Below are 23,145 nucleotides of genomic sequence, written 5' to 3'. Positions count from 1 at the left end.
AAAGCTAAAATTTCCGTATATAATGCGCAGCTTCTGTGGTTCGCCCAAGGCTGAACACTGAAGCAGAAAATGGTCAGAAGGGATTTGAAACTCGGGTTTGAAACCCGGACTGTAAAGTTCGGATTGTAAATCCAACTGCACCCTGAGGGCATATATTTAGTTAATGTGTTTTAACTAAATCGATGCAACCAGAGCCGCAGCGTATCACATCATTCTGACAGTATCTCTCAGTGCCCAGGTGGCGGAATTGGTAGACGCGCATGGTTCAGGTCCATGTGCCGCAAGGTGTGGAGGTTCGAGTCCTCTCCTGGGCACCACGGAATTCCAATCAAGACGAAGCATTCCGTCTTGATCGCAACGGCTGAAGAGCCCCGAAAATCGCAAGGTTTTCGGGGCTTTCGCTTTTTCGGCCGCCTCCGCGCCTACCCTCGGCGCCAGGGCACTTTGCGATTCAAATGGTGCCGCGCATAAAGATCCGCGCCCATCCCCGCGATCTGCCCGTCGATCAGCGCCTCGAACGGTCTGAGCAAGGCATCGAAGTTGCCCGGGGCTTCGATGGCGTTCAGCGCGTGCGTCACGGCCTCGATCGTGGACAAGGCGCCGGGCACGTCGGCATGGCGGACACGGTAGCGCGTGGACAGCCCCGCGGGCAGCATCACGCGCGGCAGGGCCGCCAGCGCGGGATTGATGTGCAGCAGCTTGCGCGCATGCCCCCAGGTGCCGTCCGGGACGATCAACTGTATGGGCATGCCCAGCTCCCGCCCATAGCCTGGCGACAGCACCTCGGCGTCGTCGCCGGGAAACAGCAGGCGCGGCGCATGGCCCGGCTCCGCCCAGTCGTCCGGCGAGAAATGCTCGCCCACCACGCGGCGCGCGCAGGCCAGCCCCAGCACGGCCAGCCGGGCCGTGTTCAAGGCGTGGCGCGCTTCGCTGGGATGCTGAAGCACCACCAGGCGGGTCCGGCAGGAAAGCGAGGGAATCAGCGCGCACAGACAGTGCGATCGGGGGCGCAGGCAGCGCGTGCAAAGAAGGCGAGGCATGGGGCGACACTATATCGAAAGTCGAAAAAAGCCTGCCCATCGAAAAAAATTAAAAAAAAAGCCACACGACTTGCACACTTCAAAAAAAGTGTGCATAATCTCGTTCCTCTGCTGCTGAACACGAAACGACGCAAACGCGAAGTGAAACGCAAGGCGCGGAGGAAGAAGTAAACGAAGCAGTTAAGCCCAGGTGGCGGAATTGGTAGACGCGCATGGTTCAGGTCCATGTGCCGCAAGGTGTGGAGGTTCGAGTCCTCTCCTGGGCACCAATTATTACATCACGAGGTACCTGCGTGATGCGCCAGAAAAACCCCGAATGCGAAAGCGTCCGGGGTTTTTTCTTTGTCCGCGCGCTTTTGCACGGCGCTTCCCCATTCCTTCCATTGATACGCCAGGCCGCGGTCGAGCGGCCCGGCGGGCCAGCGCCCTACTTCAGCACGCGGGTCATGACGACGTGCGGAATGCCGGCCTCGACGAATTCCTCGCCTTCCACCTTGAATCCGTGCGCCTGGTAGAAGCCCGCCGCGTGGGTCTGCGCGTGCAGCACCAGCATGCGGTGGCCATCGCCATGGCCCTGCTCGATCAGGGCGTCCAGCAATTGGCCGCCCACGCCCATTCCGCGGGCCCGCTTGTGGACCGCCATGCGGCCGATATGGCCGTCCGGCAACAAGCGCCCCGTGCCCATGGGCGTGCCGTCGGGGCCGTAAGCCACGGCATGCACCGATACCGCGTCATCGTCGTCCAATTCGATGTCGGGCGGCACCTTCTGTTCGACGACGAACACCTCGTGGCGCACCGAATAAGCGTCCTCCCGCAGGCGGTCCCAGGTTCCCAGGGCGATACGCACCGTTGCTTGTTTGTTGGTCGACATGTCCATCCTCGCGTGCAGCAAATGAATAAAAGAATCCTACGCCCCATTTTCGCAGGGATGAAGATGGCTCAAAAGGGGGTACGATCGCGGCTTGTCCACGCTGTCCGTGCCCCGACATGCCGCCTGCCGCTCCTCCCGCCTGGTTGAAGGCCGCTCCCGCGCTTTTCCTGCTCCTCTGGTCCAGCGGCTTCGTCGTGCTCAAGGTCGGTTTGGCCTACGCCGACCCCATGACATTCCTGGCGCTGCGCTATGCCTGCGTGGTCCTGATCCTGGCGCCCGTGCTGCTGTTCGTGCGCCCGCCGCTGCCGCGCGGCGCCGCCGCCTGGGGCCATCTGGCGATGGTCGGCCTCTTGCTGCAGGCGGGCTATTTCTGCTTCACCTACCTGTCGCTCAAGCAAGGCATGTCGGCCGGCGGAATCGCGTTGATTACCTCGCTGCAGCCCATATTGATCGGCCTGCTGGCGCCGGCGATCGCGCACGAGCGGGTCGACGCCCGGCGCTGGGCCGGTCTGGGCCTGGGCGTATCGGGCGCCGCGCTCGTGATCGTCGCCAAGGCGTCGATCGACGTGCTGTCGCCGCTGGGCCTGCTGTTTGCCGTGAGCGCGCTGCTGTGCATCACCGGCGGCACGCTGTACGAAAAGCGCTTCGGCACGCAGACCCACCCGGTCGCCTCCAACCTGGTGCAGTATGCGGTCGGCCTGGCGGCCACGGCGCCCCTGGCGTTCTGGCTGGAACCGATGCGCATCGAATGGACCGGCCCGCTCTGGGCGTCCCTCGCCTATCTCGTCGTGGGCAATTCGCTGGTGGCCATTACCTTGCTGCTGACCATGATCCGGCACGGCGAAGCCTCGCGGGTGTCCGCGCTGTTCTTCCTGGTTCCGCCCTGCACGGCCGTCATCGCGCTGGCGATCCTCGGCGAACCCATACCCGCGCTGGCGTGGCCGGGCATGGCCCTCGCGGCCTTCGGCATCCTGCTCGTCACGCGCGCGAAGCCCGCGGACGCGCGCTAGAATGAGCGCCCTTCCGCAAACCTATCCATGAACGCCGTCATTACCGCCGCCCTGCCGGTCTTCGCCCTGATCCTGACCGGCTGGCTGGCCGCCCGCTGGCGCATCCTGGGCGCGGCCGCCACCGACGCGCTGAACCGCTATGTCGTCTATCTGTCGCTGCCCGCGCTGCTGTTTCGAGCGATGACGCAGGTGGACCTGGCGCAGACGGCGCACTGGGGCTTCATCGCCGCGTTCGCCGGCGGCATCGCCGCCACGTTCCTGGCGTCGTTCCTGGGAGCCCGGCGCACGCAGGGCGCGCTGACCGACCGCAGCATCCAGGGCCTGGCCGCGTCCTACGCCAACGCGGGCTACATGGGCATCCCGCTATGCCTGGCGCTATTCGGCACGGAAAGCCTGGCGCCCGCCACCTTCACCACCCTGATGACCGCGAGCGTGCTGTTCGGCTTCGCCATCGCGCTCATCGAGTTCGACCGCCAGCAGGCGCCCAGCCTGCGCGCCACCCTGCTCAAGGTGGGGCGGGCCCTGATGCGCAATCCGCTGCTGGCCGCCCCCCTGCTGGGCCTGGGATGGGCCTTTACCGGACTGGCGCTGCCGGAGGGCCTGGACCGCTACGTGTCGCTGCTGGGCGCCTCGGCCAGCCCTTGCGCGCTGGTTACGATCGGGCTGTTCCTGGCGCAGACCGAAACCTCCAGTTCCGGGCCGGGCGTGTTCCGCCTGGTCGCCGGCAAGCTGCTGCTGCAGCCCGCCGTGACCGCGGTGCTGGCCTTCTACGTCTTCCCCATGCCGCCCATGTGGGCCTGGACCGCCGTGCTGATGAGCGCCCTGCCCATCGGCACCGGTCCCTTCATGCTGGCCTCGATGTATGGCCGCGATGCGCGCGTCACCTCGCGCGCCATCCTGGTCAGCACCGTGGCATCGGTGCTGACCGTCAGCCTGCTCGTCGCCTGGGTCAGCGCGCACCCGCTATCCTGAGCCTCATTCCATGCTGCTCGCCGCCGCCATATTCGTTCTCACCATCACCCTGGTCATCTGGCAGCCCAAGGGCCTGTCCATCGGCTGGAGCGCTGTGCTCGGCGCCGGGCTCGCGCTGGCCACCGGCGTGGTCCACCTGGCCGACATCGCCGACGTCTGGCGCATCGTCTGGAACGCCACCGCCACCTTCATCGCCATCATCATCACCAGCCTGATCCTGGACGAGGCCGGCTTCTTCGAATGGTCCGCCCTGCACGTGGCGCGCTGGGGCGGCGGCCGAGGCCGGCTTCTGTTCGTGCTGATCGTCCTCCTGGGCGCGGCGGTTTCCGCGCTGTTCGCCAACGACGGCGCGGCGCTGATCCTCACGCCCATCGTCATGGAGATGCTGGTGGCACTGGGCTTCGGGCCGGGCGCCTCCCTGGCGTTCGTGATGGCCGCGGGCTTCATCGCGGACACGGGCAGCGTCGCGCTCATCGTGTCCAATCTGGTCAACATCGTTTCGGCGGATTTCTTCGGCATCGGTTTCGGCGAATACGCCTCGGTGATGCTGCCCGTGAACCTGATGGCCGTGGCGTCCACACTGGCCGTGCTGCTGCTGTTCTTCCACCGCAGCATCCCGCCGCGCTACGACGTAAGCCAACTGCCCGCGCCCGCCTCCGCCATCCGGGACCTCACCACGTTCCGCGCCGGCTGGGTCGTGCTGGCGCTGCTGCTGGCGAGCTTCTTCATCCTGGAGCCGATGGGCATCCCCGTCAGCGCGATCGCCGCGACCGGCGCGCTGGGCCTGCTGCTGATCGCCGGCCGGCAGCACGTCGTGGGCACGCGGCGCATCATGCGCGAAGCGCCCTGGCACATCGTCATCTTCTCGCTGGGCATGTACCTGGTGGTGTACGGGCTGCGCAACGCCGGGCTGACCGCGCACCTGGCGCAGGTGCTGGACCGCTGCGCGGAATACGGCCTCTGGGGCGCGGCGCTGGGCACGGGCCTCATCACCGCCTTCCTGTCCTCCATCATGAACAACCTGCCGACCGTGCTGGTGGGCGCGCTATCCATCGCGGACACCAGCGCGACAGGGCCGGTCAAGGACGCCATGATCTACGCCAACATCATCGGCAGCGACCTCGGACCCAAGATCACGCCGATCGGCAGCCTGGCGACGCTGCTATGGCTGCACGTGCTGGCGCGCAAGGGCTTGCGCATCACCTGGGGCTATTACTTCCGGGTGGGAATCGTGCTGACCCTGCCCGTGTTGCTGCTGACCCTCGCCGCCCTGGCGTGGCGCTTGCAGTAAGCCTGCCGGCAAGCATCAATATTACTTTTAGTTATTTAAAACGCATAAATTGATGCTTTGAGAGATTTACCGCGCGTCTTAGACTTTTAACCATCCCACGGGTGCGGCCTCGCGCCCGTTTGTATTTCTACGTATCTCCCCTCGGGACTCCCATGAGCACCAACGCCTCGACCCTACCCCTGCCTTCCTCGGCCCTGCCGCCGATCCGCATCAATCGCAAGCCGCTGTGGATCGCCCTGCTGCTGGTGCTGGCCGGCGCGCTGTACCTGAACCAGACCGTCGGCTGGCGCCAGGGCGCGCTGTGGATCGTCGGCGCCCTGCTCGGCGTCACGCTGTACCACGCCTCCTTCGGGTTCACGCAGGCCTGGCGCGTCTTCGTGTCGGACCGCCGCGGCGCCGGATTGCGGGCGCAGATGCTGATGCTGGGCGCAGGCGTGCTGCTCTTCTTCCCCTTCCTGGCCGCGGGCACGCTGTTCGGCCAGCCGGTCAGCGGCTTTGTGTCGCCGCCGGGGGTGTCGGTGGTGCTGGGCGCCTTCCTGTTCGGCATCGGCATGCAGCTGGGAGGCGGCTGCGCCTCGGGCACGCTGTTCGCGGTCGGCGGCGGCAATACCCGCATGCTGGTCACGCTGCTGTTCTTCATCGTCGGCTCCGTCATCGCAACCGCCAACTTCGGCTGGTGGTCCGCCCTGCCCGCGCTTGCGCCCACGTCGCTCATCAAGACCTGGGGACTGGCGCCCGCGCTGGTCGCGAACCTCGCCGTCTTTGCGCTGATCGCCTGGGCCGTCACGGTGCTGGAGAAGCGGCGCCACGGCCACGTGATCTCGTTCGCCTCGCGCACCGCGCGGCCGGGCTCTCTGCTGCAAGGCCCCTGGCCGCTGATCTGGGGCGGCGTGGCGCTGGTCGCGCTGAACTTTCTTACGCTGGCGCTGGCCGGCCGCCCCTGGGGCATCACGTCGGCCTTCGCGCTGTGGGGCGCCAAGGCCCTGGACGCCGTCGGCGGCGACGTGGCCACCTGGGCCTACTGGGCCAAGCAGCCTTCGCTGGCCGCGCCGCTGCGCCAGGACGTCACCACCGTCATGGACATCGGCCTGATGCTGGGCGCGCTCGCCGCCGCCAGCGCCGCCGGCAAGTTCGCCCCCGTCTGGAAGGTGCCGGCCCGCTCGCTGGCCGGCGCGGTCGTCGGCGGCCTGCTGCTGGGCTACGGCGCGCGCCTGGCCTTCGGCTGCAATATCGGCGCCTACTTCAGCGGCATCCTGTCGGGCAGCCTGCACGCCTGGCTGTGGCTGCCGGCCGCCTTCGCGGGCAGCGCCCTCGGCGTGCGGCTGCGCCCCGCTTTCGGCCTGGCGGTCGAGAAAACGCCGCCGGCGTCCAGCTGCTGAGAAACAGTATTCCAGCTACGTCCCCCCATTGCGGGGCCCGTAGCTGGTGTATGGTTGCTCCATCCCGAAATACGGAGATGGACATGAGCTGGATCTTCGGCCGGTACACGGCCTTTCTTTTGACCCTGGCGGGCGCGGCGGTCACCGCCGCCCTGGCCTTCGCAAGCTCGGCCTGGTGGCTGTGGATCGCCATTCCGCTGGCGCTTCTGGGCGCGCTGGGCGCGTATGACCTGATCCAGCCCCGCCATGCCATCCGGCGCAACTATCCGGTCCTGGGCAATCTGCGCTTCCTGTTCGAATTCATCCGCCCCGAGATCCGCCAGTACTTCCTCGAAGACGACACGCAGGCGGCGCCGTTCTCGCGCGCGCAGCGCTCCATCGTCTACCAGCGCGCCAAGCGCGAGATCGACAAGCGCCCCTTCGGCACGCAGGAAGACGTCTACGGCGACCGCTACGAATGGATCAACCATTCCATGTCGCCCTCTCGCATCGACGACACCGACTTCCGCGTCACCGTGGGCGGCCCCGAGTGCACCCAACCCTATTCCATGTCGGCCTTCAACGTATCGGCGATGAGCTTCGGCGCGCTGTCGGCCAACGCCGTGCTGGCCCTGAACGAAGGTGCGCGCCAAGGCAATTTCGCGCACGACACCGGCGAGGGCGGCATCAGCCGCTATCATCGCCAGCCCGGCGGCAGCCTGGTCTGGAACATCGGCTCGGGTTACTTCGGGTGCCGCGACGAACACGGCGCGTTCTCGGAAGAGGCATTCGTCAAGAACGCCTGTACGCCGCAGGTCAAGATGATCGAGATCAAGCTGTCCCAGGGCGCCAAACCCGGGCACGGCGGCATCCTTCCCGCAGGCAAGGTCACGCCCGAGATCGCCGAGGCGCGCGGCGTCGCGCCCTGGCAGGACTGCAATTCGCCCGCCAGCCACTCCGCCTTCGACTCTCCCATCGGCCTGATGAAATTCGTGGCGCGCCTGCGCGAACTGTCGGGCGGCAAGCCGGTGGGGTTCAAGTTCTGCGTGGGCCATCCCTGGGAATGGTTCGCGATCGTCAAGGCCATGCTTGAAACCGGCATCACGCCGGACTTCATCGTGGTGGACGGCGCCGAAGGCGGCACGGGCGCGGCCCCGGTGGAATTCGTCGACCACGTCGGCACGCCCCTGCGCGAAGCGCTGCGCCTGGTCCACAACACCCTGATCGGCGTGAACCTGCGTGACCGCATCAAGCTGGGCGCGTCGGGCAAGGTCATCACGGCCTTCGACATGGCCCGGGTCATGGCCATGGGCGCCGACTGGTGCAACGCGGCGCGCGGCTTCATGTTCGCCATAGGCTGCATCCAGGCCCAGGCCTGCCATACCGGCAAATGCCCCACCGGCGTCACCACGCAGGATCCGCTGCGCCAACGCGCGCTGGTGGTCCCCGACAAGGCGCAGCGCGTGGCCAATTTCCATCGCAATACGCTGCACGCGCTGGCCGAACTGCTGGCCGCGGCCGGCCTGACGCACCCGGGCCAGCTCCGTCCGCATCACATCGCGCGCCGCATTTCGCCCAGCGAGATCCGGCTGCTGTCCGCGCTGTTCCCGGAACTCGCGCCCGGCGAACTGCTGCGCGGCGAATTCCGGCACCAGGTGTTCCGCGCCGGCTGGGCCATGGCGCAGGCCAACTCGTTCCAACCTACCCACGACATCACCACGGCGCTCGCGCAGGAGCATGCCGCCCAGGCCGCGCCGGCGCACGCGTAGGCCGGCCGCGCCTGGGCCGGCCGCGCCTGGCTCAGGCGCGGCTACAGCCAGCGCTCGAACATGCGCGAGAAGAACTCCATGGAGCGGTCGCCCACGCCCCGGGCCTTCCAGGCCTCGGGCGTGATGCGCACCGAATCGGCAACGTCGCGCTGGAACAGCGCCTCCATGTCGGCCGCGAACTCCGGCCCCAGCACCACGGCGTTGATTTCATAGTTCAAGGCGAAGCTGCGCCAATCCATGTTGCTCGATCCGACGGTGGACCATACGCCGTCCACCACCGCGGTCTTGGCGTGCAACAGGGCGTCGCGCCGCTCGTAGAGCTTCACCCCCGCGTCCAGCAGATCGGCGTAATGCGAGCGCCCGGCGTGGAACACCAGCGACGAATCGCTGAAGCCGGGCAGCACCAGGACCACGTCCACCCCGCGCCGCGCCGCCGCCGTCAGGACGTCGATGAAGGCGGGATCCGGAACGAAGTACGCCATGGTGATGTGGATGGACTGCTGCGCGCTCTCGAACGCCGACATCAGCGTCAGGTACACGGTGTAGCCGTCGCTGCGGTCCGGCTGGTTGGCCAGTATCCGCACGCGGGTCGCGCCCGCGGGCGGCGCCACGTACGAGTCGCCGCCCTTGATGGGCTCCTTGGACTGCGATTCCCAGCCCGCGCGGATGACCGCCTCCAGTTGCGCCACCGCGGGGCCTTCGATGCGCAGATGCGTGTCGCGCCAGGGCGCCGCCTTGGCATCGCCGTCCGCCTCCGCGTCCGCCTTTCCGGAGCCTGGCCCCGAACCGGAGCCGGAGCCGGGCGAGGACTCGTACACGCTGCTGACGTTGATGCCTCCCAGGTATCCGACCTTGCCGTCCACCACCAGGACCTTGCGGTGGTTGCGCTGGTTGGGCGACCAGCCGGCGCGGGCGCGGGCCGGGTTGACCGGATTGAAGACCGCCACCTGCACGCCGGCATCGCGCAGGCGCTTGAACAGCGCGTCGGGCGTCTTGAGCGTGCCGACGGCATCGACCATCAGGGAAACCTCGGCCCCGCGGTTGCGCGCCGAGATCAACGCTTCGGCGAAACGCGACCCTTCAGCGTCATCATCGAAAATATAGGTTTCCATGTGGACGTAGCGGCGCGCCTGGCCGATGGAGCGCAACATGGCCTGGTAAGTGCTGGGCCCGTCCGCCAGCAACCTGACACGGTTGCCCGCCACCAGGGGTTCGCCGCTGACCGCCTGTTCGACGGCAAGATGGCGCGCCAGGAAATCGCCCTTGGGCGTTCCCGGCGCCGCGGCGATGCCTTGCCCGCGGCGATAACTGTCCAGCGCGGCGTCGGCGGACAGGTTGGCCTGCGCCTGGCGCTCCTGCCGCTCCTGGGCGTCCGGAACGCTGGCGCAGGCAGCCAGCAGAACGGCGCAGGCCAGCGGCAGCGCGCCGGCCCACCGGCGCGCGCCAGACAGCCACGAAGACACGCCGGGCCCGGGCCGGGCCCGGCGCACAGCCGGAAGCGGCCACATGATGCGATGGCTTAACGCCGGCCGCCCGCCATCAGGCAGCACCCGAGCAACGCGCCGACCAGCGCCGCCACGCCCACCGACTTCCAGGCGTGCTCATGCACGTACTCGTCGGCATAGGCGGAGGCCCGGCGCGCGCGCTCGCGCGCCACGCCCTCCCACTCGCCCGCCGATTCGCGCGCGTCGGCCAGCTGGCGCCGCAGGCGCGCGCGTGCCGCTTCAATTTCGGAGCCCGTGTACGAAGCCGTCGAACGCAGCAGGTCTTCGGTACCCGCCAGCAGTTCCTGGAAGCTGTCGCTTACCCGTTCGCGGTGCAAAGCCATTTCGGCGCGTTGATGCTTTCGATTCATGGTCGCTCCTTGTGATTATTTGGATGGGTCGGGCCTGCCTGCGCGCGCGGCGGCGCGCCATGCCAGGCCACGGCTTTCATTGTGGCCGCCATCCCTCCATGCCGCCCGAGCTTTGGCAACCAGCCGTAATCCGATATTTCAGCGGGGCGGGGTCCTGCCAACGCCCCCCTGGGCCGGCAGCCGCGCCGCTCGCGGCGGCGCGGGCCGCGGCCCCCGCCGGCCCGGCGCGATTTCGTAAAAGTCCATTGCATTCAGCGGCTTAGCGCTTGACACCGCAACCCCAATCGCCGCCACAATAGACCTTTGCAATGCGCTTCACCCCCCTCAAAAAAGGAACTGAACGCATGGTTTCCCCTTCCACGCTGTTTGCCCCCGCCGCCCCGGAATTCATCGCGCAGCACCTGCAGCACCCCAGCCCTGAGCAGATCGAACTGCGCGACGGGTTGATGGACCATCCGGCCCACGTCGATCCCAAGTTCCTGTACGACGCGCTCGGCTCCGCGCTCTTCACCGCCATCACGCAATTGCCGGAGTACTATCCGACACGGTGCGAAGCGGAAATCTTCCAGCGCCACGGCGACGACATCGCCCGCCATATCGGGCCGGTGCAATCGATGATCGACCTGGGCGCGGGCGATTGCGTGAAGGCGGAGCGCCTCTTCCTCAGCCTGCGGCCCAGCCACTACGTCCCCATCGACATATCCGCCGACTATCTCCAGTCCGCGGCGCGCCGGCTGCGGCTTTCGTATCCCGACTTGCGGATTACCGCCATCGGACAGGATTTCTCCCATGCGCTGGAGCTGCCCGACAGCATACCCGCCGAACAGCGCCTGTTCTTCTATCCCGGCTCGAGCATCGGCAACCTGAGCCCCGAGGACGCGCACGCCATGCTGCAGCGCATCCGCGGCCAATGCGAAGGGGGCGGGCTGCTGGTCGGCGTGGACCGCGTCAAGGCCCGGCAGGTGCTGGAGCCCGCCTATGACGACGCGCTGCATCTGACCGCCGCGTTCAACCTGAATCTGCTGCGTCACGTGAACACCGTGCTGGACGCGGATTTCGACGTGGACGACTGGCGCCACGTGGCGCTCTTCAACAGCTCCCGGTCGCGCATCGAAATGCACCTGGAAGCGCAGCGGGCGGTCCGCGTGGCCTGGCCCGGCGGCCAGCGCGAGTTCGGCGCCGGCGAACGCATCCACACCGAGAATTCCTACAAATTCACTCCGCAATCCTTCGCCGGCCTGCTCGCCAGCGCCGGCTATCGCGACGTTGCGCACTGGTCCGATTCCCGCGGCTGGTTCTCTGTTTTCAGCGCTCGCGCCTGACGCGGGCTTTCCCAACACGCCACTGGAGGATCGCCATGGAACCTGCGTGCCTGCTGACCCACCCCGCCACCGGACCGTACGCGGCCGGCCAGGCCGGCCAGCATGACCGGTACGACGCCGTGCGCTCGACCAGCACCGCGCTGGCCGCCCCGCTGAGTCCCGAGGATTGCCAAGTGCAATCCATGCCGGACTGCAGTCCCGTCAAGTGGCATCTGGCGCACACCACCTGGTTCTTCGAGACCTTCCTGCTGACCCGCTTTCATCCGTCCTACGCGGTGTTCCACCCGCAATACCGCATGCTGTTCAATTCCTACTACAACGCCATCGGCGCCAAGCACCCGCGCCCGCAGCGGGGCCTGCTGTCGCGCCCCGCCCTGAGCGAGGTGCTGCAGTACCGCCAGCACGTGGACGGCGCCATGCACGCGCTGATTTCCAGGCTGGGCGGCAACGATCCCGACTTCGATGCGCTGCTGGAGCTCGGCCTGAACCACGAACAGCAGCACCAGGAATTGATCCTGACCGACGTAAAGCACATGCTGTCGGCCAACCCGTTGCGGCCCGCCTACGTGGCGCCCGGCGCGCCCGCCCTGCCCCCGGCCACGCCCGCCGGCTGGACCCGGTACGCCGGCGGCATCACCCGCATCGGCGACGACGGACGCGGCTTCGGGTTCGACAACGAAGGCCCCGCCCATGACGTGCTGCTGGCCCCGTTCCACCTGGCCGACCGCCTGGTGACCCAGCATGAATACCTGGCTTTCATCCGCGACGGCGGCTACAGGCGGCCGGAATTGTGGCTGTCCCTGGGCTGGGACATCGTGTGCTCGCAAGGCTGGCAAGCGCCGCTCTACTGGGAGCGCCAGCGCGACGAGTGGCGCGTCTTCACGTTGCGCGGCCTGCAGGACCTGGAGCTGCAGGCCCCCGTGACGCACGTCAGCTATTTCGAGGCCGACGCCTACGCCCGCTGGGCCCGAGTGCGCCTGCCGCGCGAAGCGGAATGGGAACATGCCGCCCGCCAGTTGCCCGAAGGCGCCCTCAGCGCCCGCGCCAACCTGCTCGAAAACGGCCACCTGGATCCCCGCCCCGCCCCTACGCGCAGCGGCTCCGGCGGCCCCGTGCAGCTCTTCGGCGACGCCTGGGAATGGACAAGCAGCGCCTACGACGCCTACCCCGGCTTCCAGCCCGACGCCGGCGCCGTGGGCGAATACAACGGCAAGTTCATGTGCAACCAATATGTGCTGCGGGGCGGCTCCTGTGCCACGCCCAGGGACCACATCCGCCCCAGCTACCGCAACTTTTTCCCTCCCGAGGCCCGCTGGCAATTCTCGGGCATCCGCCTGGCCCGGGACGCCTGAAGCGCCTGCGGAAATTTTCATTCCCAGCCGCTTGCACATCGGAAAAAGTTCATGCTAGAATTTCGTTCTTCGTTGATCACCACTTGCAACGCAACGGCGAACAACGAAGCAGCGGTAAAAGTAAGACACGCGTGGCGCATTAGCTCAGCCGGTTAGAGCGACGGAATCATAATCCGCAGGTCCCCTGTTCGAATCAGGGATGCGCCACCAGGAATTTGAAAGGCCCTCACTTCGGTGAGGGCCTTTCGCTTTTCCGGCGGCTCCCTTGAAGCGCGCAGGAACAAGAGGCTAGAACGGATACACCACGACCCGGTTCCTGCCCGCGTTCTTGGCCCCGTACAGCGCCCGGTCCGCAAGCTTCATGACCTCATCCGTGTCCGCATCGTCCTCGGGCCAGCGGGCCACGCCGATGGAGATGGTGATATACCCGACCCCCTCGGGCATTTCAGTGACCTCCACGGTCGCGCGGATCCGTTCGGCGACCCGCCGCGCGATGCCCTCGTCGCCGGCCGGCATCAATACCAGGAACTCCTCGCCGCCCACCCGGCATGGCACGTCGCCGGCGCGGATGCTGGCGCGCATCAGGTCGCCGAGCAGGATCAGGACCTTGTCGCCCGCGGCATGGCCGAACGTGTCATTGACACGCTTGAAGTGGTCGATGTCCAGCGCCAGCACGGCAAACGGCTGCCGCGCCGCCCTGAGCCGCGCGACCTCGTCTTCCACGCCGCGCCGGTTCAGGAGCCGCGTCATGGGATCGGTCAGGTTTTCCGTGTTGAGTTCGGTAATCTGACGCTGGTGCTGCGCCAGGGTCGCGCCGACCGCTTCACGCAGCTGCCGCGCCTCGAAGTACCACGGAGAAACGCCGCGCAGCGCGGCGGCGGCCTCTTCGCCATGCAGCTGCATGGCCCGGGCCAGACGGGAAAGCGGCGAGGCAATCCAACGGGCCAGGCCGTAGATCAGCAGCAGCGCCAGCACCGCGGCGGGGATCGAATACAGCAAGGAGCGCCGCAGCAGATCCTGCTGCGGCTCCAGCGTGACCTCTTCCGGCGTCTGCACCACCACGCCCCAGTCGCCGTTGCGCATAGGCGCGTAGCCGGCGAAGAACCGCTTGCCGCGCGTGTTGGTGACCGCCATGGAACCCGCTTCCCCGCGCCCCACCGCGTCGACGACCACGTTGCCGCTTTCGCTCGTCCCTATTCTTTCCTTGTCCTGGTGAACCAGGATTTTCCCGTGGGAATCCACCACATAGACATAGGAACCATCGAGATGGAAATGGACGTTTATCAGGCGGTCCAGTTCGTTGTCCTGCCTGAGGAACATCGCCGCGGCCACCAGGCCCAGGTACTTGCCTTTCGCATCGCGCACGGGTTCGGAGAAAAGAACGCTCGGAAACCCCTTGGCGGACAGGTATGCGGCCGAAACATGGCCTGCGACTTCGCGCTGGTCTATCTCGATGCGATTCAACATGGCGGGCTTTTCGGTGAGTTCCGGCGCCAACGACTCGAAGGCGACGATTCTGTTGGCGCCATCGGCGATAAAGGCCGCCACCACGCCGTCAGACTGCCTGGCGACTCTCGCCGCCTCGGCATCCAGCGCCTCCGTTGAATCCAGCATGGCGGGAATGCGGCTGGCGCTGACCTCCAGCTGCCGCTGGATCGACTCGACATACAGGTCGACCGTCTCCGCCAGCTTGGCGGCGTAAGCCCGATTGGCCTCCAGGGAGCGGGCGATCAATTGGTCCTTTTGAACGATCTGGGCCACGACCAGGGCATTGATGAACGCAATCATCGCCGTTAGTACGGACAGGGCGACGATGAGGACCAAAAACGTAACGCTCGATTTTCTCAAGCAAGCACCCCGCGCCAAGGCGACCAAGTACGAATGTGCTTTCTACCATCTATCGCGCAAAATGCACATCCCGGCATGCATGCCGGCCGGCGCCTGCCTGCCGCCCCGGGGGTGTCGGGCCTCGCGCGGTGCTAGGGCAGTTTCTGCGTATCGCGGCGCCTGCCTCCCCAGGTCGCCGCCAGGCTCGCCACGAATGCGCCGATGAGCATCGACGCGAAGGCCCACAACGCGAACGCGGCAGCGGCCTGGCGCGCGCCGTCCGCGGCCTGCCTGGCCTTCTGCCGGGCCTCGCCGGCCGCCTTCTTCGCTTGCTGGATCGCCTGCTCGACACGCTTTCGCGCCGCGTCGGGCTCGATGCCGGCCTGCGCGGCGACGACGCTTGCCACGTAATCCCGGTCCTCAGGCGTCATCTCGCCCCGTCCCAGGCTGACCGCCACGATGCGGCCCACCTCCGCGCGGGCGCCGGCGCGGTCGCCTGCGGCATCGGGCCGGTCGGTCCGCAGCAGCATGTCGGCAAAATAGTCGCTTGCCTGCTCAGTTGCGCCGCCGGCTCCCGCGGCGGCGGCGGCGGCGGTGGTTGCCGCGGTTGCGGCCCCGGCCGCAGAGGCGCCCGCTTTCGCCACGCCCGAGGCCAGCGAGACGATGGATGCGCCCAACAGCGCCGCGCTGACGACCGCGCTCACGGCCCATACGAGAAAGCCGTGCGCCGTATCTCGGAAATAGACCTCGTCGGCGTGCACATCGACCCACTTGGTGCGCAAGCGGCCCGCGACATAGCCCGCTATCCCGTAGGCCACGATCTGGGTGAACAGCATCCAGGCGACCACGCCGATGCCCACGGCAGGAGCCGGAAGACCTTCGTCCCCCCACGGGGAGACGGACAGGAACCCCAGTCCCGCCCCGCCGGCGAACAGGGCAAGCGATAGCGCCGCGGCGATGACCGCGCCGGCGAACACGGCCGCCCACGAGACGGCGGAAATCGCGGACTCGCGCGGGGGCGCGTCATTGGCGTACGGCTGGCTCAACATCGATGCGTTTTCCATGGACTCTTCCTTGTTCATTGCGAAGAAGCGGCCGCGCTGCGCCGCGACGGGTAAGGGCCTGCATCAATGCCAGAACAGGGCAAGCAGGATGATGATCGGGATGGGGACGCCAAGCAGCCACAACAGAATCGAACGCATGGAAGCCTCCTTGCATGGGCTGCGCATGGCGCGCAGCGGGGTACGTGGCCGTCAAGCCAGATCGATCGTGCGCGGATCGCTCGGATCCGGCCTGGGCGGAACGGGCGGCTCCTCTTCAGGCTCGTCCGGCGGCGGGTTGGGCACGGGCACCGACCCATCGGGCGGCAGATTGCCGGGAAGCGCGGGATCGTCCGGCGGCAGGTCGTCGGGCAGGCCGGGTTCTCTATGCGTGGACTGGGACATGGCGGGTCTCCTCGGTAGGCGCGAAGCGCGCCCCGCCTGCCCAGCAAACCGCGTTCCCGGCGGCGCGGCGCCGCCCGCCTGCGCGCCCGTAAAAAAGCCCTCTTGCGAGGGCTTCGGAACGGATACGGGCCGCCGGCTCAGGGCCTGGGCTTGGATTCCAGGCTTTTCTGGCCGCCATTGCCCAGGAATTCCAGCACGGCGGCCTTTCCGGCGGCGGAGGCCTCGTCCTGGCTGCCATAGCGCTTCTCCGAGTAATTGGTGCTGCGCACATTGCCGGACTCGGGGTCGAACAAGGTGATGATCCAGGCGAACTCGCCGGGCATCAATTGCCTGACCTGCAACGTTGCGCGCGTGCCCGGACGCAATTTCTGCGGCATCTGGCGGCCTCTTCGGTGATTCGACGCCGCCATCGTAGCGCAAACCGGCGGCGGTCACGACACCCTGGGCCGGGCTGGAAATGCTGCATCCGCACATGGCATTCATGCTGCAGACCCCGCGGCAATTACGCCACAAACCATGCGAAGCGCCTGGAAAACCCTAGGGCCCGCCACGCGAATACAGGCGCACAATCATTACAAACATATAGACCGCTCAGCGGCGCCGAATCCCTTTAATCAGGCGAGGACGGAGACAACATGACTCACGTAGCAGTGGTTATCAGCTGTTTGATGGTTATGGGTATCGTCGCGTTGGTGATTCAAACGATTCAAAGCGCGGGGCCCGAGCCCTGGCTGAAAATATCGGCGGCGATCGTCAGTTCCCTGTTCGCTTCGCTTCTGCTGATCCCGCTGGGATACGCGGTCGCGCAATCCTTGCTCTGATCGAGCAACTCCTCTTCATGACGCGCGCGCCCGGGGCTACCCGTTCCGGGCGCTCTTGCCGCGCGTTGCCGCCCAGCAGATCAACGAACCGGCGGTGACCATGGCCACGCCTTGCCAGAACGACGCGGTCAGACGGGTCGAAAGCCACACGGCCGCGAAGAAGGTGGAAAAGACCGGCGTGAAATACGAGGCGGTAGCCAGCAAGGTCAGATTGCCCTTGAGTATTCCCACGTTCCACAGCGCGTAGCCTGCCGCCATGGCCCCGCCGGTCACGCACAGTTCGAGCGTGGCGGGCCCGGTGAACGCCAGCGCGGGCTCCTCGCCAAGCAGGTATTTGGCCCACAGGGCCGCCGCGGTCAGCATGAAAAACAGCGCCACCCCGTTCTTGCCGTCCGCGAACCGGCGCGTCACGTTGCAGTACAGGGCCCAGATAACGGCGCCGCTGAATGCCAGCCCGTAGCTGAGGGGATTGCTGGACACGTTCGCGACGGTGCGTTCCCACGACAAGCCGCCCGAGCCGCCGACCACCCAGACGATACCGCCCAGCGACAGCAGAATGCCGGGCACCACCCAGGCGCGGGCCCGCTGGCCATTGATGAGCATGGCGAGGACCACCGTGAAGCACGGCCAGAGGTAGTTGACGATGCCCAGCTCAATCGCCTGCCCGCGGTTGGCCGCAAAGCCCAGGGAGAGCGACAGGCAGATTTCATACGCGACGAAAAGCAGGCTGCCGACGATGAGGTACGAGCGGGGAAAGGTGCGCAGCCTGGGAAATCCCAGCAGCAGCACCAGGAAGGCGGAGCCTGCCGTATAGATGAGCGCGGCCCCGCCGACGGGGCCGAAGCTCTCGCTGACGCTGCGGATGAGGCCGACCACCGTTCCCCACAGCAGGACCGCCAGCAAACCTAAGGAGGTGGCCGTATTCCGGCCGAAAGAAAATTGCATTACCGTTTCCGATTGTCCGTCGCTGTCCGCGCCTGCCTTTCTGGCGCGGCCCGACGCCAAGCCGGGCAGTTTAGCGAAAAGCCGGGCGCCGCTGGCGTCTCGCAGGCCGGGGGCCGGGGCCGAAAGCGCCTCTGTGCCGCGGCAACGAACAGGGAGAGAAAGCCGCATGACCATATCGATACGCAGATTGAGCGACGTCCTCGCCAGCACGGAATCGGGCCGGCTCTACCGCATAGAAGTCTTCCTGCACGCCGACGGCCCGCACGCCGCGGCGCATCCGTCCGACGCCGCCCGCTACATCCTCCGGACTTCCGACGGAGAGTGCGTGCTCGCGCTGGACCGCAACCGGTATCGCCTGAAATCGGGGGAAGTCCTCACCGCCCTCGCCCCTCCGGGCCACGAGGCCTGAACGGGCCGCGGCGCTACGCCCCGTCCGACACGACGCGCCGCTTGCCCTCCCCCTTGGCCTTGTAGAGCGCCACGTCGGCGCGCTCCAGCAGTTCCCGCAGGGTCATGCCGGATTGCGGAAACACCGCGACGCCCACGCTGGCCGATACGGCCGCCCGGATACCGGGATAGGGCTGCGACAGGCGCTCCACCAGCGATTGCGCGACCAGCCTCGCGTTCTCCCCGGTGGCGCCGAGCAGCAGCACCGCGAACTCGTCGCCCCCCAGGCGGGCCGCGACGTCCGACACGCGGACCGCTTCGGCCATGCGTTCCGCCGCCTCCTTGAGCACCGCGTCGCCGGCCGCATGGCCGTGCATGTCGTTGACCGACTTGAATCCGTCCAGGTCGATCGCAAGAATCGCGAAGGATTCGCCGCTGCGCTGCGCCACCGCCAGCTCGCGCTGCACCAGTTCGCCGAACAGGACCCGATTGCACAGGCCGGTCAGCGGGTCGTAGTGCGCCAGGTGCTGCGCGTGGGCCAGCATGCGCGAGGCCTGCTGCATCGCGCCGCCCACTTCCGCCACCTCCTTGACCCGCGTGCCGGGCAGTTCCACCGCGCGGCCCTTGCCCAGCGCAAGCGCGGGCACGACCAGGCCCTGCACCGCCGAGGTCAGCCGGTTGGCGAGCCGCAGGGCCAGCCATAGCCCCAGGCCGAAGGCGAACAGGGTGCCCAGGGCGATCCAGGCGATAGAGCGGTACAGGTCCGTCGTCACCAAGGCCATGGGCGCGCCGGCCGCGACGGTCCAGCCCGACAGCGACGACCGGCTGAACGCGGTATAGACGGGCGTGCCTTCCTTCGTGACCGTTTCCAACGATCCCTCGCCTTCCTGCTGCACGGCGCGGGCCAGCGCGGGCACGGCCTTCTGGCCAACGAACTTCGACGTGTCCCTCGTGCGGGCGACGATGGTGCCGGAGCCGTCCAGCACGGCGGCGACCCAGCCGTCCGGCAAGGTCCGCCGGCCCAGCACATTGCCGATGCGCTCGGGCAGGATCCCGACGTTCAGGCTGTAGACGACCTCGCCGCCGCGCACCACCGGCACGCCGAGCGCGATGGTCGGGCCGACGTTGAGCCCGCCAGTGAACAGCCCCGTCAGCACCGGCGCGCGCGTATGGAAGACTCGCGCCAGCTCCGCGGGCGCGCCGCTCATCGGCAAGACATTGCCGAAGGGCACTTCCGTATTGACGAGCTGGCGGCCGTCCTTGTCCGTCAGGACATAATTGTCGACGATCTGGAAGTGCGCGGCTTCGCGCGCGCGTTCATGGAAAGCGGCGAGATCGCCCGCGACGAGATCCGGCGAAGACGCAAGCATTTTCAAGCCGGCCTCGACGCCGGTCAGCTCCCGGTCGAGAATCGCCGCGAGATTGCGCGCCAGGAAAATCGTGTCGCGGAAAATCCGTTCTTTCTGGATGACGTAGCTTTCGTAGACGGCCACCGACGCCACCACCAGCGCGGGCGAAATACAGGCGACGACCAGGGCCAGCAGGCCCGTGCGCATGGAGTAGCGCCGCGGCGCCCGGGCCTGCGCACCAACGACGCTCTGGCCGTCAGCCATGGGCCGGCCCGCCTAGGGCGGCCCTCGCGCTGCGCGACTGCGATCGCACCGACACCGTTGAACTCATGCGCCTCCCGAAACGTCCGGCCCGGCCCGTCGCCGACGCACGAACGGAAGTCAGAAAATATTGCAGAAGCTCGCAATCGCACAATCCGCGACCCGGGTAACCGGCACCGGAGCGGCCGGATCCCGGCGTCCCCAATTTACTCCGAAACCGCGCCCCAGGCCATGGGCTCCGCCTGGGGCATCCCCTGGGACCCGATCCGGCCGCCATGGCCGTAAAGGCTCGTGCCGGCCGCTCATGGCCTGCTCGCGGGTCGGATCGAGCGGATCAACGCCGCCGCCGGACAGGACGGCGAACGCCAGGCCCAAGAAGGCCGCGCCTGCCGGACGCTATTGTTCTTCCAGGTCCGGCGTGCCGGTGAACTGGCTCTTGAGCAGGGTCAGGGCGCCCTTCTCCGCCAGCGCCTCGTTGGGAAAGACGTGCTTGGTGTCTTCCAGTATGGGAAAGCCGAAGACTCGCACCCGGGTGTGGTAGCCCTCCGGGGTCTCGGCGAATTCAATGTCGAAGTTGCGTTCTTCGATCCAGCCCGACCGATGCAGTTTCCATTCCATATGCAACACGCTCCTGATAGGCGAAGTCGACACGAAAGGCCCGTCCCAGGCGGGACCGGGCGCTGCTACACCATACACCCGCGGCCGGATGAACGGATGGCGCGATGGCCATCCAGCCCGCCCGCCGGGGCTATTTCTTCGCGGGCCGGCGCTCCTCGGCAGCGCCGGGGGATGCCTCGGGCAAGGGCGCGAACAGATCCCAGCTCGCCATGAACAGCGCGGCGATCAACGGACCGATCACGAAGCCGTTCAAGCCGAACAAGGCCATGCCGCCCAGCGTGGAGATCAGCACCACGTAATCCGGCATCTTGGTGTCCTTGCCCACCAGGATGGGGCGCAGCACGTTGTCCACCATGCCGATGACCAGCACGCCGAACAGAATCAGCACGACGCCCTTCACGGTGGCGCCCGTCAGCAGGAAATAGATCGCGACCGGCGCCCAGATCAAGCCCGCGCCCACCGCGGGCAGGAGCGACAGAAAGCCCATGATCACCCCCCAGAGCAAGGCGCCCTGGATGGAGAGGATCGAGAAAATGATGCCTCCCAGCGCTCCCTGCGCCGCCGCCACCGCAACGTTGCCCTTCACGGTAGCGCGCACGACAGTGGTGAACTTGCGGAACAGATGTTGTTTGTGCGTGTCGCTCAGGGGCATGGCGCGCTTGAGCCGCGCCGACAGTTGCGGGCCGTCGCGCAGCAGGAAAAACAGCAGGTACAGCATGATGCCGAAGCTGATCACGAACTGGAACGTGTCCTGCCCGATGCTCAGGGCCTGCGTGGCCAGGAACTGGCTCGCCTGCATCGCGCCGGCGCTGAGCTTTTCCTGCAGGCTGGGAATGTCCGCCAGGTCGAAGCGCGCCAGCAGGTCATGCACCGAAGGCGGCAAGGCCGCCATCGCCTGCTGGAAATACGCGCCGAAATTGACCTGCCCGGACTTGATGCTTTGATAGAGGTTCGCGCCCTCGCGCACCAGCGATCCGCTGATGACGACCAAAGGAAGGATCACCAGCAGCAGCACCAGCAGCAGCGTGATCAGCGCCGCCAGATTGCGCCGCCCTCCTATGCGCGGCACCAGGCGGCGCTGCAAGGGGGCAAAGATGATGGCGAGGATGGCGCCCCAGAAAACGGCCCCGTAGAAGGGCCACAGCAACCACCCGAACGCGATGGTGACCGCCACCAGCAGGAGCAGAAAGGTTCTGTAGTGCACGCTGGAAGATTGGCTCATGTTCCGTCCCAGGCACGGCAAGCGCCGCGAGACCCGCATTGTACAAAGCGGCGCCGCGTCAGGGTTCGCCCCGGGCCATGCCCGCCGCCTGCGACACGATGGCGCGGGCGCGTTCCAGGCCGTCCGATTGCGCATTCAGCCCTTGCAGCCGGAGGTTCAGCTCCTGCTGCACGGTCGGCATCGTCACGAGCGTCTGCCCGTCCACGAGAAGGATGTCTTCCTCATGCGCGGCCACGAAATCCGCGACGCCCAGGGCATCGCGCGCAACCGCGTCCATCTTCGAGGCCGCATCCATGAGCTCCGCGGCGGGAGCGGTCACCGCCTCGTCATAGACGCCGTCGTAGACGGGGGCAAGATCCGGCGGCAGCGCCAGGCCGCCCCGCGCCTTGTCCGCCTTGGCGCGCGCATCCTCAAGCTTCGCGGCGTTCTCGGCCAGCGTCTTGCGCGCCTCCTCGAAGCGCGCCCTGCGCTCCACGATGTCGCCCACCGAGCGCAGGGTCTCCACGGCCAGCACGTCCCGCATGGCCACGGCGGACTTGGCCATGGCCTGCTGGAAGTCGACGATCACATCGTAGGCATCGGCATAGTCGCCCACCGCCTCTTTTTCCGGCTTGCTCAGCACGGCGAGAGGCACCAGGGACGCGCTGCTGATCCGGGATTGCAGCAGCTGGATGAACGCCGTGCGTTCCTGCGGCTCCTTGTTGACACAGGCCGCAAGCAACAGCATCGACGCCGTTGCCAGGCCCAGAAGGCAAGCTCGCAGCAATGCCATGCCCATCCTCCTTGCATGCGGGTTTGCGGAAGCGGCGCAGCCCCGTTCCCGGGCGGCCCCACACCCGCAGATTATCCCGAAGCGCCGCGCCGCCGCTGCCGGCGGGCGGAATTTGTTGCCATCGAAGCGTGTTGACACAGGGCGGCTCACGCTTGTGCCGGGCAGGCCATCGCGCACCGGCGCGCCGGATCGAAGCCCGACGCCTCTTCCTGGCGCAGGCGCGCCGCGAGCAGCGCCGGGATCCTGTCCGCCGGCAATTCTGAAAAACCGTGACGCCGGTAAAAAGGCGCATTCCACGGCAGCTCGCGGTCCGTGGTCAGCACCACCGACCGGTAGCCGGCGGCGCGGGCGTGCGCGCGCACCGCGCCCAGCAGGGCCTGCCCCAGGCCGCGCCCCTGCCTCGGCAAGGCCACCGCCATTTCGGCAAGATAGAGATCCCCATCCATCGGCTGGGTGAGCGCGAATCCGGCGGGCAGGCCGTCCTCGGCCTCGGCGATCCACAGCAGGCCTGCCGCCTGCGCCTGCTCCAGCACCATCCGCGGCACGGGATCGTCGGCCGCGGCCCAGGCCATGGGGGTGCCCAGGAATCGCTTCCCGGCGGAACGTTCGATATCGGCCAGGCTGGCCAGGTCGGAGGGAAGTGCTAGTCTGATCATAG

23 protein-coding genes and 3 tRNA genes are annotated in these 23,145 nt (G+C 67.3%); 12 read left to right on the top strand and 14 right to left on the bottom strand.

The window, feature by feature from the left end; all coding sequences use genetic code 11:
- Window positions 1–232 precede the first annotated feature (232 nt).
- A tRNA-Leu gene (locus tag ACN6PJ_RS20725) sits at window positions 233–317 on the top strand.
- Window positions 318–422: 105 nt separating this feature from the next.
- Here the strand turns inward: ACN6PJ_RS20725 and ACN6PJ_RS20720 are convergent.
- Window positions 423–1,040, bottom strand: a complete 618-nt coding sequence (locus ACN6PJ_RS20720; protein WP_427997686.1) for a tRNA-uridine aminocarboxypropyltransferase — start codon at window positions 1,038–1,040, stop codon at window positions 423–425.
- 184 nt (window positions 1,041–1,224) lie between these two features.
- Between ACN6PJ_RS20720 and ACN6PJ_RS20715 the strand changes: the two genes are divergently transcribed.
- Window positions 1,225–1,309 (top strand) — tRNA-Leu (locus ACN6PJ_RS20715).
- Window positions 1,310–1,467: 158 nt separating this feature from the next.
- Here ACN6PJ_RS20715 and ACN6PJ_RS20710 read toward each other — a convergent pair.
- Entirely contained in the window at window positions 1,468–1,917 is a 450-nt protein-coding gene (locus tag ACN6PJ_RS20710; protein WP_427997685.1) for a GNAT family N-acetyltransferase, read from the bottom strand.
- Between the two features lie 110 nt (window positions 1,918–2,027).
- On the opposite strand from ACN6PJ_RS20710, the gene ACN6PJ_RS20705 reads away from it, so the two are divergent.
- The 5 genes from ACN6PJ_RS20705 to ACN6PJ_RS20685 all read left to right on the top strand — a co-directional run bounded on the left by ACN6PJ_RS20705 (window position 2,028) and on the right by ACN6PJ_RS20685 (window position 8,311).
- Window positions 2,028–2,921: a DMT family transporter gene (locus ACN6PJ_RS20705; protein ID WP_427997684.1), complete on the top strand. Its 894-nt coding sequence runs from the start codon at window positions 2,028–2,030 to the stop codon at window positions 2,919–2,921.
- A gap of 27 nt (window positions 2,922–2,948) precedes the next feature.
- Window positions 2,949–3,893, top strand: a complete 945-nt coding sequence (locus ACN6PJ_RS20700) for an AEC family transporter (protein WP_427997683.1) — start codon at window positions 2,949–2,951, stop codon at window positions 3,891–3,893.
- A 10-nt stretch (window positions 3,894–3,903) separates the two neighbouring features.
- Window positions 3,904–5,184, top strand: coding sequence for an arsenic transporter (locus tag ACN6PJ_RS20695; RefSeq protein ID WP_427997682.1), 1,281 nt, complete (start codon window positions 3,904–3,906; stop codon window positions 5,182–5,184).
- A 152-nt stretch (window positions 5,185–5,336) separates the two neighbouring features.
- Window positions 5,337–6,563, top strand: coding sequence for a YeeE/YedE family protein (locus ACN6PJ_RS20690; protein WP_427997681.1), 1,227 nt, complete (start codon window positions 5,337–5,339; stop codon window positions 6,561–6,563).
- A gap of 83 nt (window positions 6,564–6,646) precedes the next feature.
- Window positions 6,647–8,311 carry an FMN-binding glutamate synthase family protein gene (locus ACN6PJ_RS20685; RefSeq protein WP_427997680.1) on the top strand — a complete coding sequence of 555 codons (1,665 nt, stop codon included), beginning with the start codon at window positions 6,647–6,649 and terminating at the stop codon, window positions 8,309–8,311.
- A gap of 41 nt (window positions 8,312–8,352) precedes the next feature.
- On the opposite strand, the gene ACN6PJ_RS20680 is transcribed toward ACN6PJ_RS20685, so the two are convergent.
- Window positions 8,353–9,819, bottom strand: a complete 1,467-nt coding sequence (locus tag ACN6PJ_RS20680) for a phospholipase D-like domain-containing protein (RefSeq protein ID WP_427997679.1) — start codon at window positions 9,817–9,819, stop codon at window positions 8,353–8,355.
- An 11-nt stretch (window positions 9,820–9,830) separates the two neighbouring features.
- Window positions 9,831–10,166 carry a DUF883 family protein gene (locus tag ACN6PJ_RS20675; protein WP_043544285.1) on the bottom strand — a complete coding sequence of 112 codons (336 nt, stop codon included), beginning with the start codon at window positions 10,164–10,166 and terminating at the stop codon, window positions 9,831–9,833.
- A gap of 344 nt (window positions 10,167–10,510) precedes the next feature.
- Here ACN6PJ_RS20675 and egtD point away from each other — a divergent pair, with 344 nt between their 5' ends.
- From egtD to ACN6PJ_RS20660, 3 genes are all read left to right on the top strand, one after another.
- Window positions 10,511–11,488 carry an L-histidine N(alpha)-methyltransferase gene (egtD, locus tag ACN6PJ_RS20670; protein ID WP_427997678.1) on the top strand — a complete coding sequence of 326 codons (978 nt, stop codon included), beginning with the start codon at window positions 10,511–10,513 and terminating at the stop codon, window positions 11,486–11,488.
- A 35-nt stretch (window positions 11,489–11,523) separates the two neighbouring features.
- Window positions 11,524–12,840, top strand: a complete 1,317-nt coding sequence (gene egtB / locus ACN6PJ_RS20665; protein ID WP_427997677.1) for an ergothioneine biosynthesis protein EgtB — start codon at window positions 11,524–11,526, stop codon at window positions 12,838–12,840.
- 133 nt (window positions 12,841–12,973) lie between these two features.
- Window positions 12,974–13,050 (top strand) — tRNA-Met (locus ACN6PJ_RS20660).
- Between the two features lie 78 nt (window positions 13,051–13,128).
- On the opposite strand, the gene ACN6PJ_RS20655 is transcribed toward ACN6PJ_RS20660, so the two are convergent.
- From ACN6PJ_RS20655 to ACN6PJ_RS20640, 4 genes are all read right to left on the bottom strand, one after another.
- A complete protein-coding gene (locus ACN6PJ_RS20655) occupies window positions 13,129–14,688 on the bottom strand; it encodes a diguanylate cyclase (protein WP_427997676.1) in 1,560 nt (519 codons plus the stop codon).
- 131 nt (window positions 14,689–14,819) lie between these two features.
- Window positions 14,820–15,731: a hypothetical protein gene (locus ACN6PJ_RS20650; protein ID WP_427997675.1), complete on the bottom strand. Its 912-nt coding sequence runs from the start codon at window positions 15,729–15,731 to the stop codon at window positions 14,820–14,822.
- Window positions 15,732–15,920: 189 nt separating this feature from the next.
- On the bottom strand, window positions 15,921–16,112 hold the full coding sequence (locus tag ACN6PJ_RS20645) for a hypothetical protein (RefSeq protein WP_427997674.1): 192 nt from the start codon (window positions 16,110–16,112) through the stop codon (window positions 15,921–15,923).
- Window positions 16,113–16,249: 137 nt separating this feature from the next.
- Window positions 16,250–16,489, bottom strand: a complete 240-nt coding sequence (locus ACN6PJ_RS20640) for a hypothetical protein (RefSeq protein WP_043544293.1) — start codon at window positions 16,487–16,489, stop codon at window positions 16,250–16,252.
- A gap of 258 nt (window positions 16,490–16,747) precedes the next feature.
- Between ACN6PJ_RS20640 and ACN6PJ_RS20635 the strand changes: the two genes are divergently transcribed.
- Window positions 16,748–16,933, top strand: a complete 186-nt coding sequence (locus tag ACN6PJ_RS20635; RefSeq protein WP_427997672.1) for a hypothetical protein — start codon at window positions 16,748–16,750, stop codon at window positions 16,931–16,933.
- Between the two features lie 36 nt (window positions 16,934–16,969).
- Here ACN6PJ_RS20635 and yddG read toward each other — a convergent pair whose 3' ends face one another.
- A complete protein-coding gene (yddG, locus tag ACN6PJ_RS20630; protein WP_427997670.1) occupies window positions 16,970–17,878 on the bottom strand; it encodes an aromatic amino acid DMT transporter YddG in 909 nt (302 codons plus the stop codon).
- A 166-nt stretch (window positions 17,879–18,044) separates the two neighbouring features.
- Here yddG and ACN6PJ_RS20625 point away from each other — a divergent pair, with 166 nt between their 5' ends.
- Window positions 18,045–18,287, top strand: a complete 243-nt coding sequence (locus ACN6PJ_RS20625) for a 6-phosphofructokinase (RefSeq protein WP_427997669.1) — start codon at window positions 18,045–18,047, stop codon at window positions 18,285–18,287.
- Window positions 18,288–18,300: 13 nt separating this feature from the next.
- Here the strand turns inward: ACN6PJ_RS20625 and ACN6PJ_RS20620 are convergent, their stop codons facing one another.
- From ACN6PJ_RS20620 to ACN6PJ_RS20600, 5 genes are all read right to left on the bottom strand, one after another.
- On the bottom strand, window positions 18,301–19,878 hold the full coding sequence (locus ACN6PJ_RS20620; protein ID WP_427997668.1) for a diguanylate cyclase: 1,578 nt from the start codon (window positions 19,876–19,878) through the stop codon (window positions 18,301–18,303).
- Window positions 19,879–20,271: 393 nt separating this feature from the next.
- The gene (locus tag ACN6PJ_RS20615) at window positions 20,272–20,493 is read right to left on the bottom strand and encodes a hypothetical protein (protein WP_427997667.1); all 222 of its coding nucleotides are present in this window, start codon (window positions 20,491–20,493) and stop codon (window positions 20,272–20,274) included.
- 130 nt (window positions 20,494–20,623) lie between these two features.
- Window positions 20,624–21,715, bottom strand: a complete 1,092-nt coding sequence (locus ACN6PJ_RS20610; RefSeq protein WP_427997666.1) for an AI-2E family transporter — start codon at window positions 21,713–21,715, stop codon at window positions 20,624–20,626.
- Between the two features lie 58 nt (window positions 21,716–21,773).
- Complete coding sequence (locus tag ACN6PJ_RS20605) at window positions 21,774–22,487, bottom strand: DUF3053 family protein (RefSeq protein WP_427997665.1); 714 nt, start codon at window positions 22,485–22,487, stop codon at window positions 21,774–21,776.
- 146 nt (window positions 22,488–22,633) lie between these two features.
- Window positions 22,634–23,143: a GNAT family N-acetyltransferase gene (locus ACN6PJ_RS20600; protein ID WP_427997664.1), complete on the bottom strand. Its 510-nt coding sequence runs from the start codon at window positions 23,141–23,143 to the stop codon at window positions 22,634–22,636.
- Window positions 23,144–23,145 lie beyond the last annotated feature (2 nt).

It is taken from the genome of Achromobacter sp. (genome assembly GCF_050285585.1).
In the GTDB taxonomy this organism is placed as follows: Bacteria; Pseudomonadota; Gammaproteobacteria; order Burkholderiales; family Burkholderiaceae_B; genus Achromobacter.
This window is presented reverse-complemented; position numbering and strand designations above follow the sequence as displayed.

Bases quoted from the DNA above. Each gene is read 5' to 3' on its own strand.
- ACN6PJ_RS20600 (WP_427997664.1), bottom strand. From the start codon at position 23,143: ATGATCAGACTAGCACTTCCCTCCGACCTGGCCAGCCTGGCCGATATC.
- egtD (WP_427997678.1), top strand. From the start codon at position 10,511: ATGGTTTCCCCTTCCACGCTGTTTGCCCCCGCCGCCCCGGAATTCATC.
- ACN6PJ_RS20720 (WP_427997686.1), bottom strand. From the start codon at position 1,040: ATGCCTCGCCTTCTTTGCACGCGCTGCCTGCGCCCCCGATCGCACTGT.
- ACN6PJ_RS20645 (WP_427997674.1), bottom strand. From the start codon at position 16,112: ATGTCCCAGTCCACGCATAGAGAACCCGGCCTGCCCGACGACCTGCCG.
- ACN6PJ_RS20610 (WP_427997666.1), bottom strand. From the start codon at position 21,715: ATGAGCCAATCTTCCAGCGTGCACTACAGAACCTTTCTGCTCCTGCTG.
- ACN6PJ_RS20705 (WP_427997684.1), top strand. From the start codon at position 2,028: ATGCCGCCTGCCGCTCCTCCCGCCTGGTTGAAGGCCGCTCCCGCGCTT.
- yddG (WP_427997670.1), bottom strand. From the start codon at position 17,878: ATGCAATTTTCTTTCGGCCGGAATACGGCCACCTCCTTAGGTTTGCTG.
- ACN6PJ_RS20685 (WP_427997680.1), top strand. From the start codon at position 6,647: ATGAGCTGGATCTTCGGCCGGTACACGGCCTTTCTTTTGACCCTGGCG.
- ACN6PJ_RS20675 (WP_043544285.1), bottom strand. From the start codon at position 10,166: ATGAATCGAAAGCATCAACGCGCCGAAATGGCTTTGCACCGCGAACGG.
- ACN6PJ_RS20690 (WP_427997681.1), top strand. From the start codon at position 5,337: ATGAGCACCAACGCCTCGACCCTACCCCTGCCTTCCTCGGCCCTGCCG.
- ACN6PJ_RS20695 (WP_427997682.1), top strand. From the start codon at position 3,904: ATGCTGCTCGCCGCCGCCATATTCGTTCTCACCATCACCCTGGTCATC.
- ACN6PJ_RS20635 (WP_427997672.1), top strand. From the start codon at position 16,748: ATGACTCACGTAGCAGTGGTTATCAGCTGTTTGATGGTTATGGGTATC.
- ACN6PJ_RS20650 (WP_427997675.1), bottom strand. From the start codon at position 15,731: ATGGAAAACGCATCGATGTTGAGCCAGCCGTACGCCAATGACGCGCCC.
- ACN6PJ_RS20625 (WP_427997669.1), top strand. From the start codon at position 18,045: ATGACCATATCGATACGCAGATTGAGCGACGTCCTCGCCAGCACGGAA.
- ACN6PJ_RS20620 (WP_427997668.1), bottom strand. From the start codon at position 19,878: ATGGCTGACGGCCAGAGCGTCGTTGGTGCGCAGGCCCGGGCGCCGCGG.
- egtB (WP_427997677.1), top strand. From the start codon at position 11,524: ATGGAACCTGCGTGCCTGCTGACCCACCCCGCCACCGGACCGTACGCG.
- ACN6PJ_RS20640 (WP_043544293.1), bottom strand. From the start codon at position 16,489: ATGCCGCAGAAATTGCGTCCGGGCACGCGCGCAACGTTGCAGGTCAGG.
- ACN6PJ_RS20615 (WP_427997667.1), bottom strand. From the start codon at position 20,493: ATGGAATGGAAACTGCATCGGTCGGGCTGGATCGAAGAACGCAACTTC.
- ACN6PJ_RS20680 (WP_427997679.1), bottom strand. From the start codon at position 9,819: ATGTGGCCGCTTCCGGCTGTGCGCCGGGCCCGGCCCGGGCCCGGCGTG.
- ACN6PJ_RS20700 (WP_427997683.1), top strand. From the start codon at position 2,949: ATGAACGCCGTCATTACCGCCGCCCTGCCGGTCTTCGCCCTGATCCTG.
- ACN6PJ_RS20710 (WP_427997685.1), bottom strand. From the start codon at position 1,917: ATGGACATGTCGACCAACAAACAAGCAACGGTGCGTATCGCCCTGGGA.
- ACN6PJ_RS20605 (WP_427997665.1), bottom strand. From the start codon at position 22,487: ATGGCATTGCTGCGAGCTTGCCTTCTGGGCCTGGCAACGGCGTCGATG.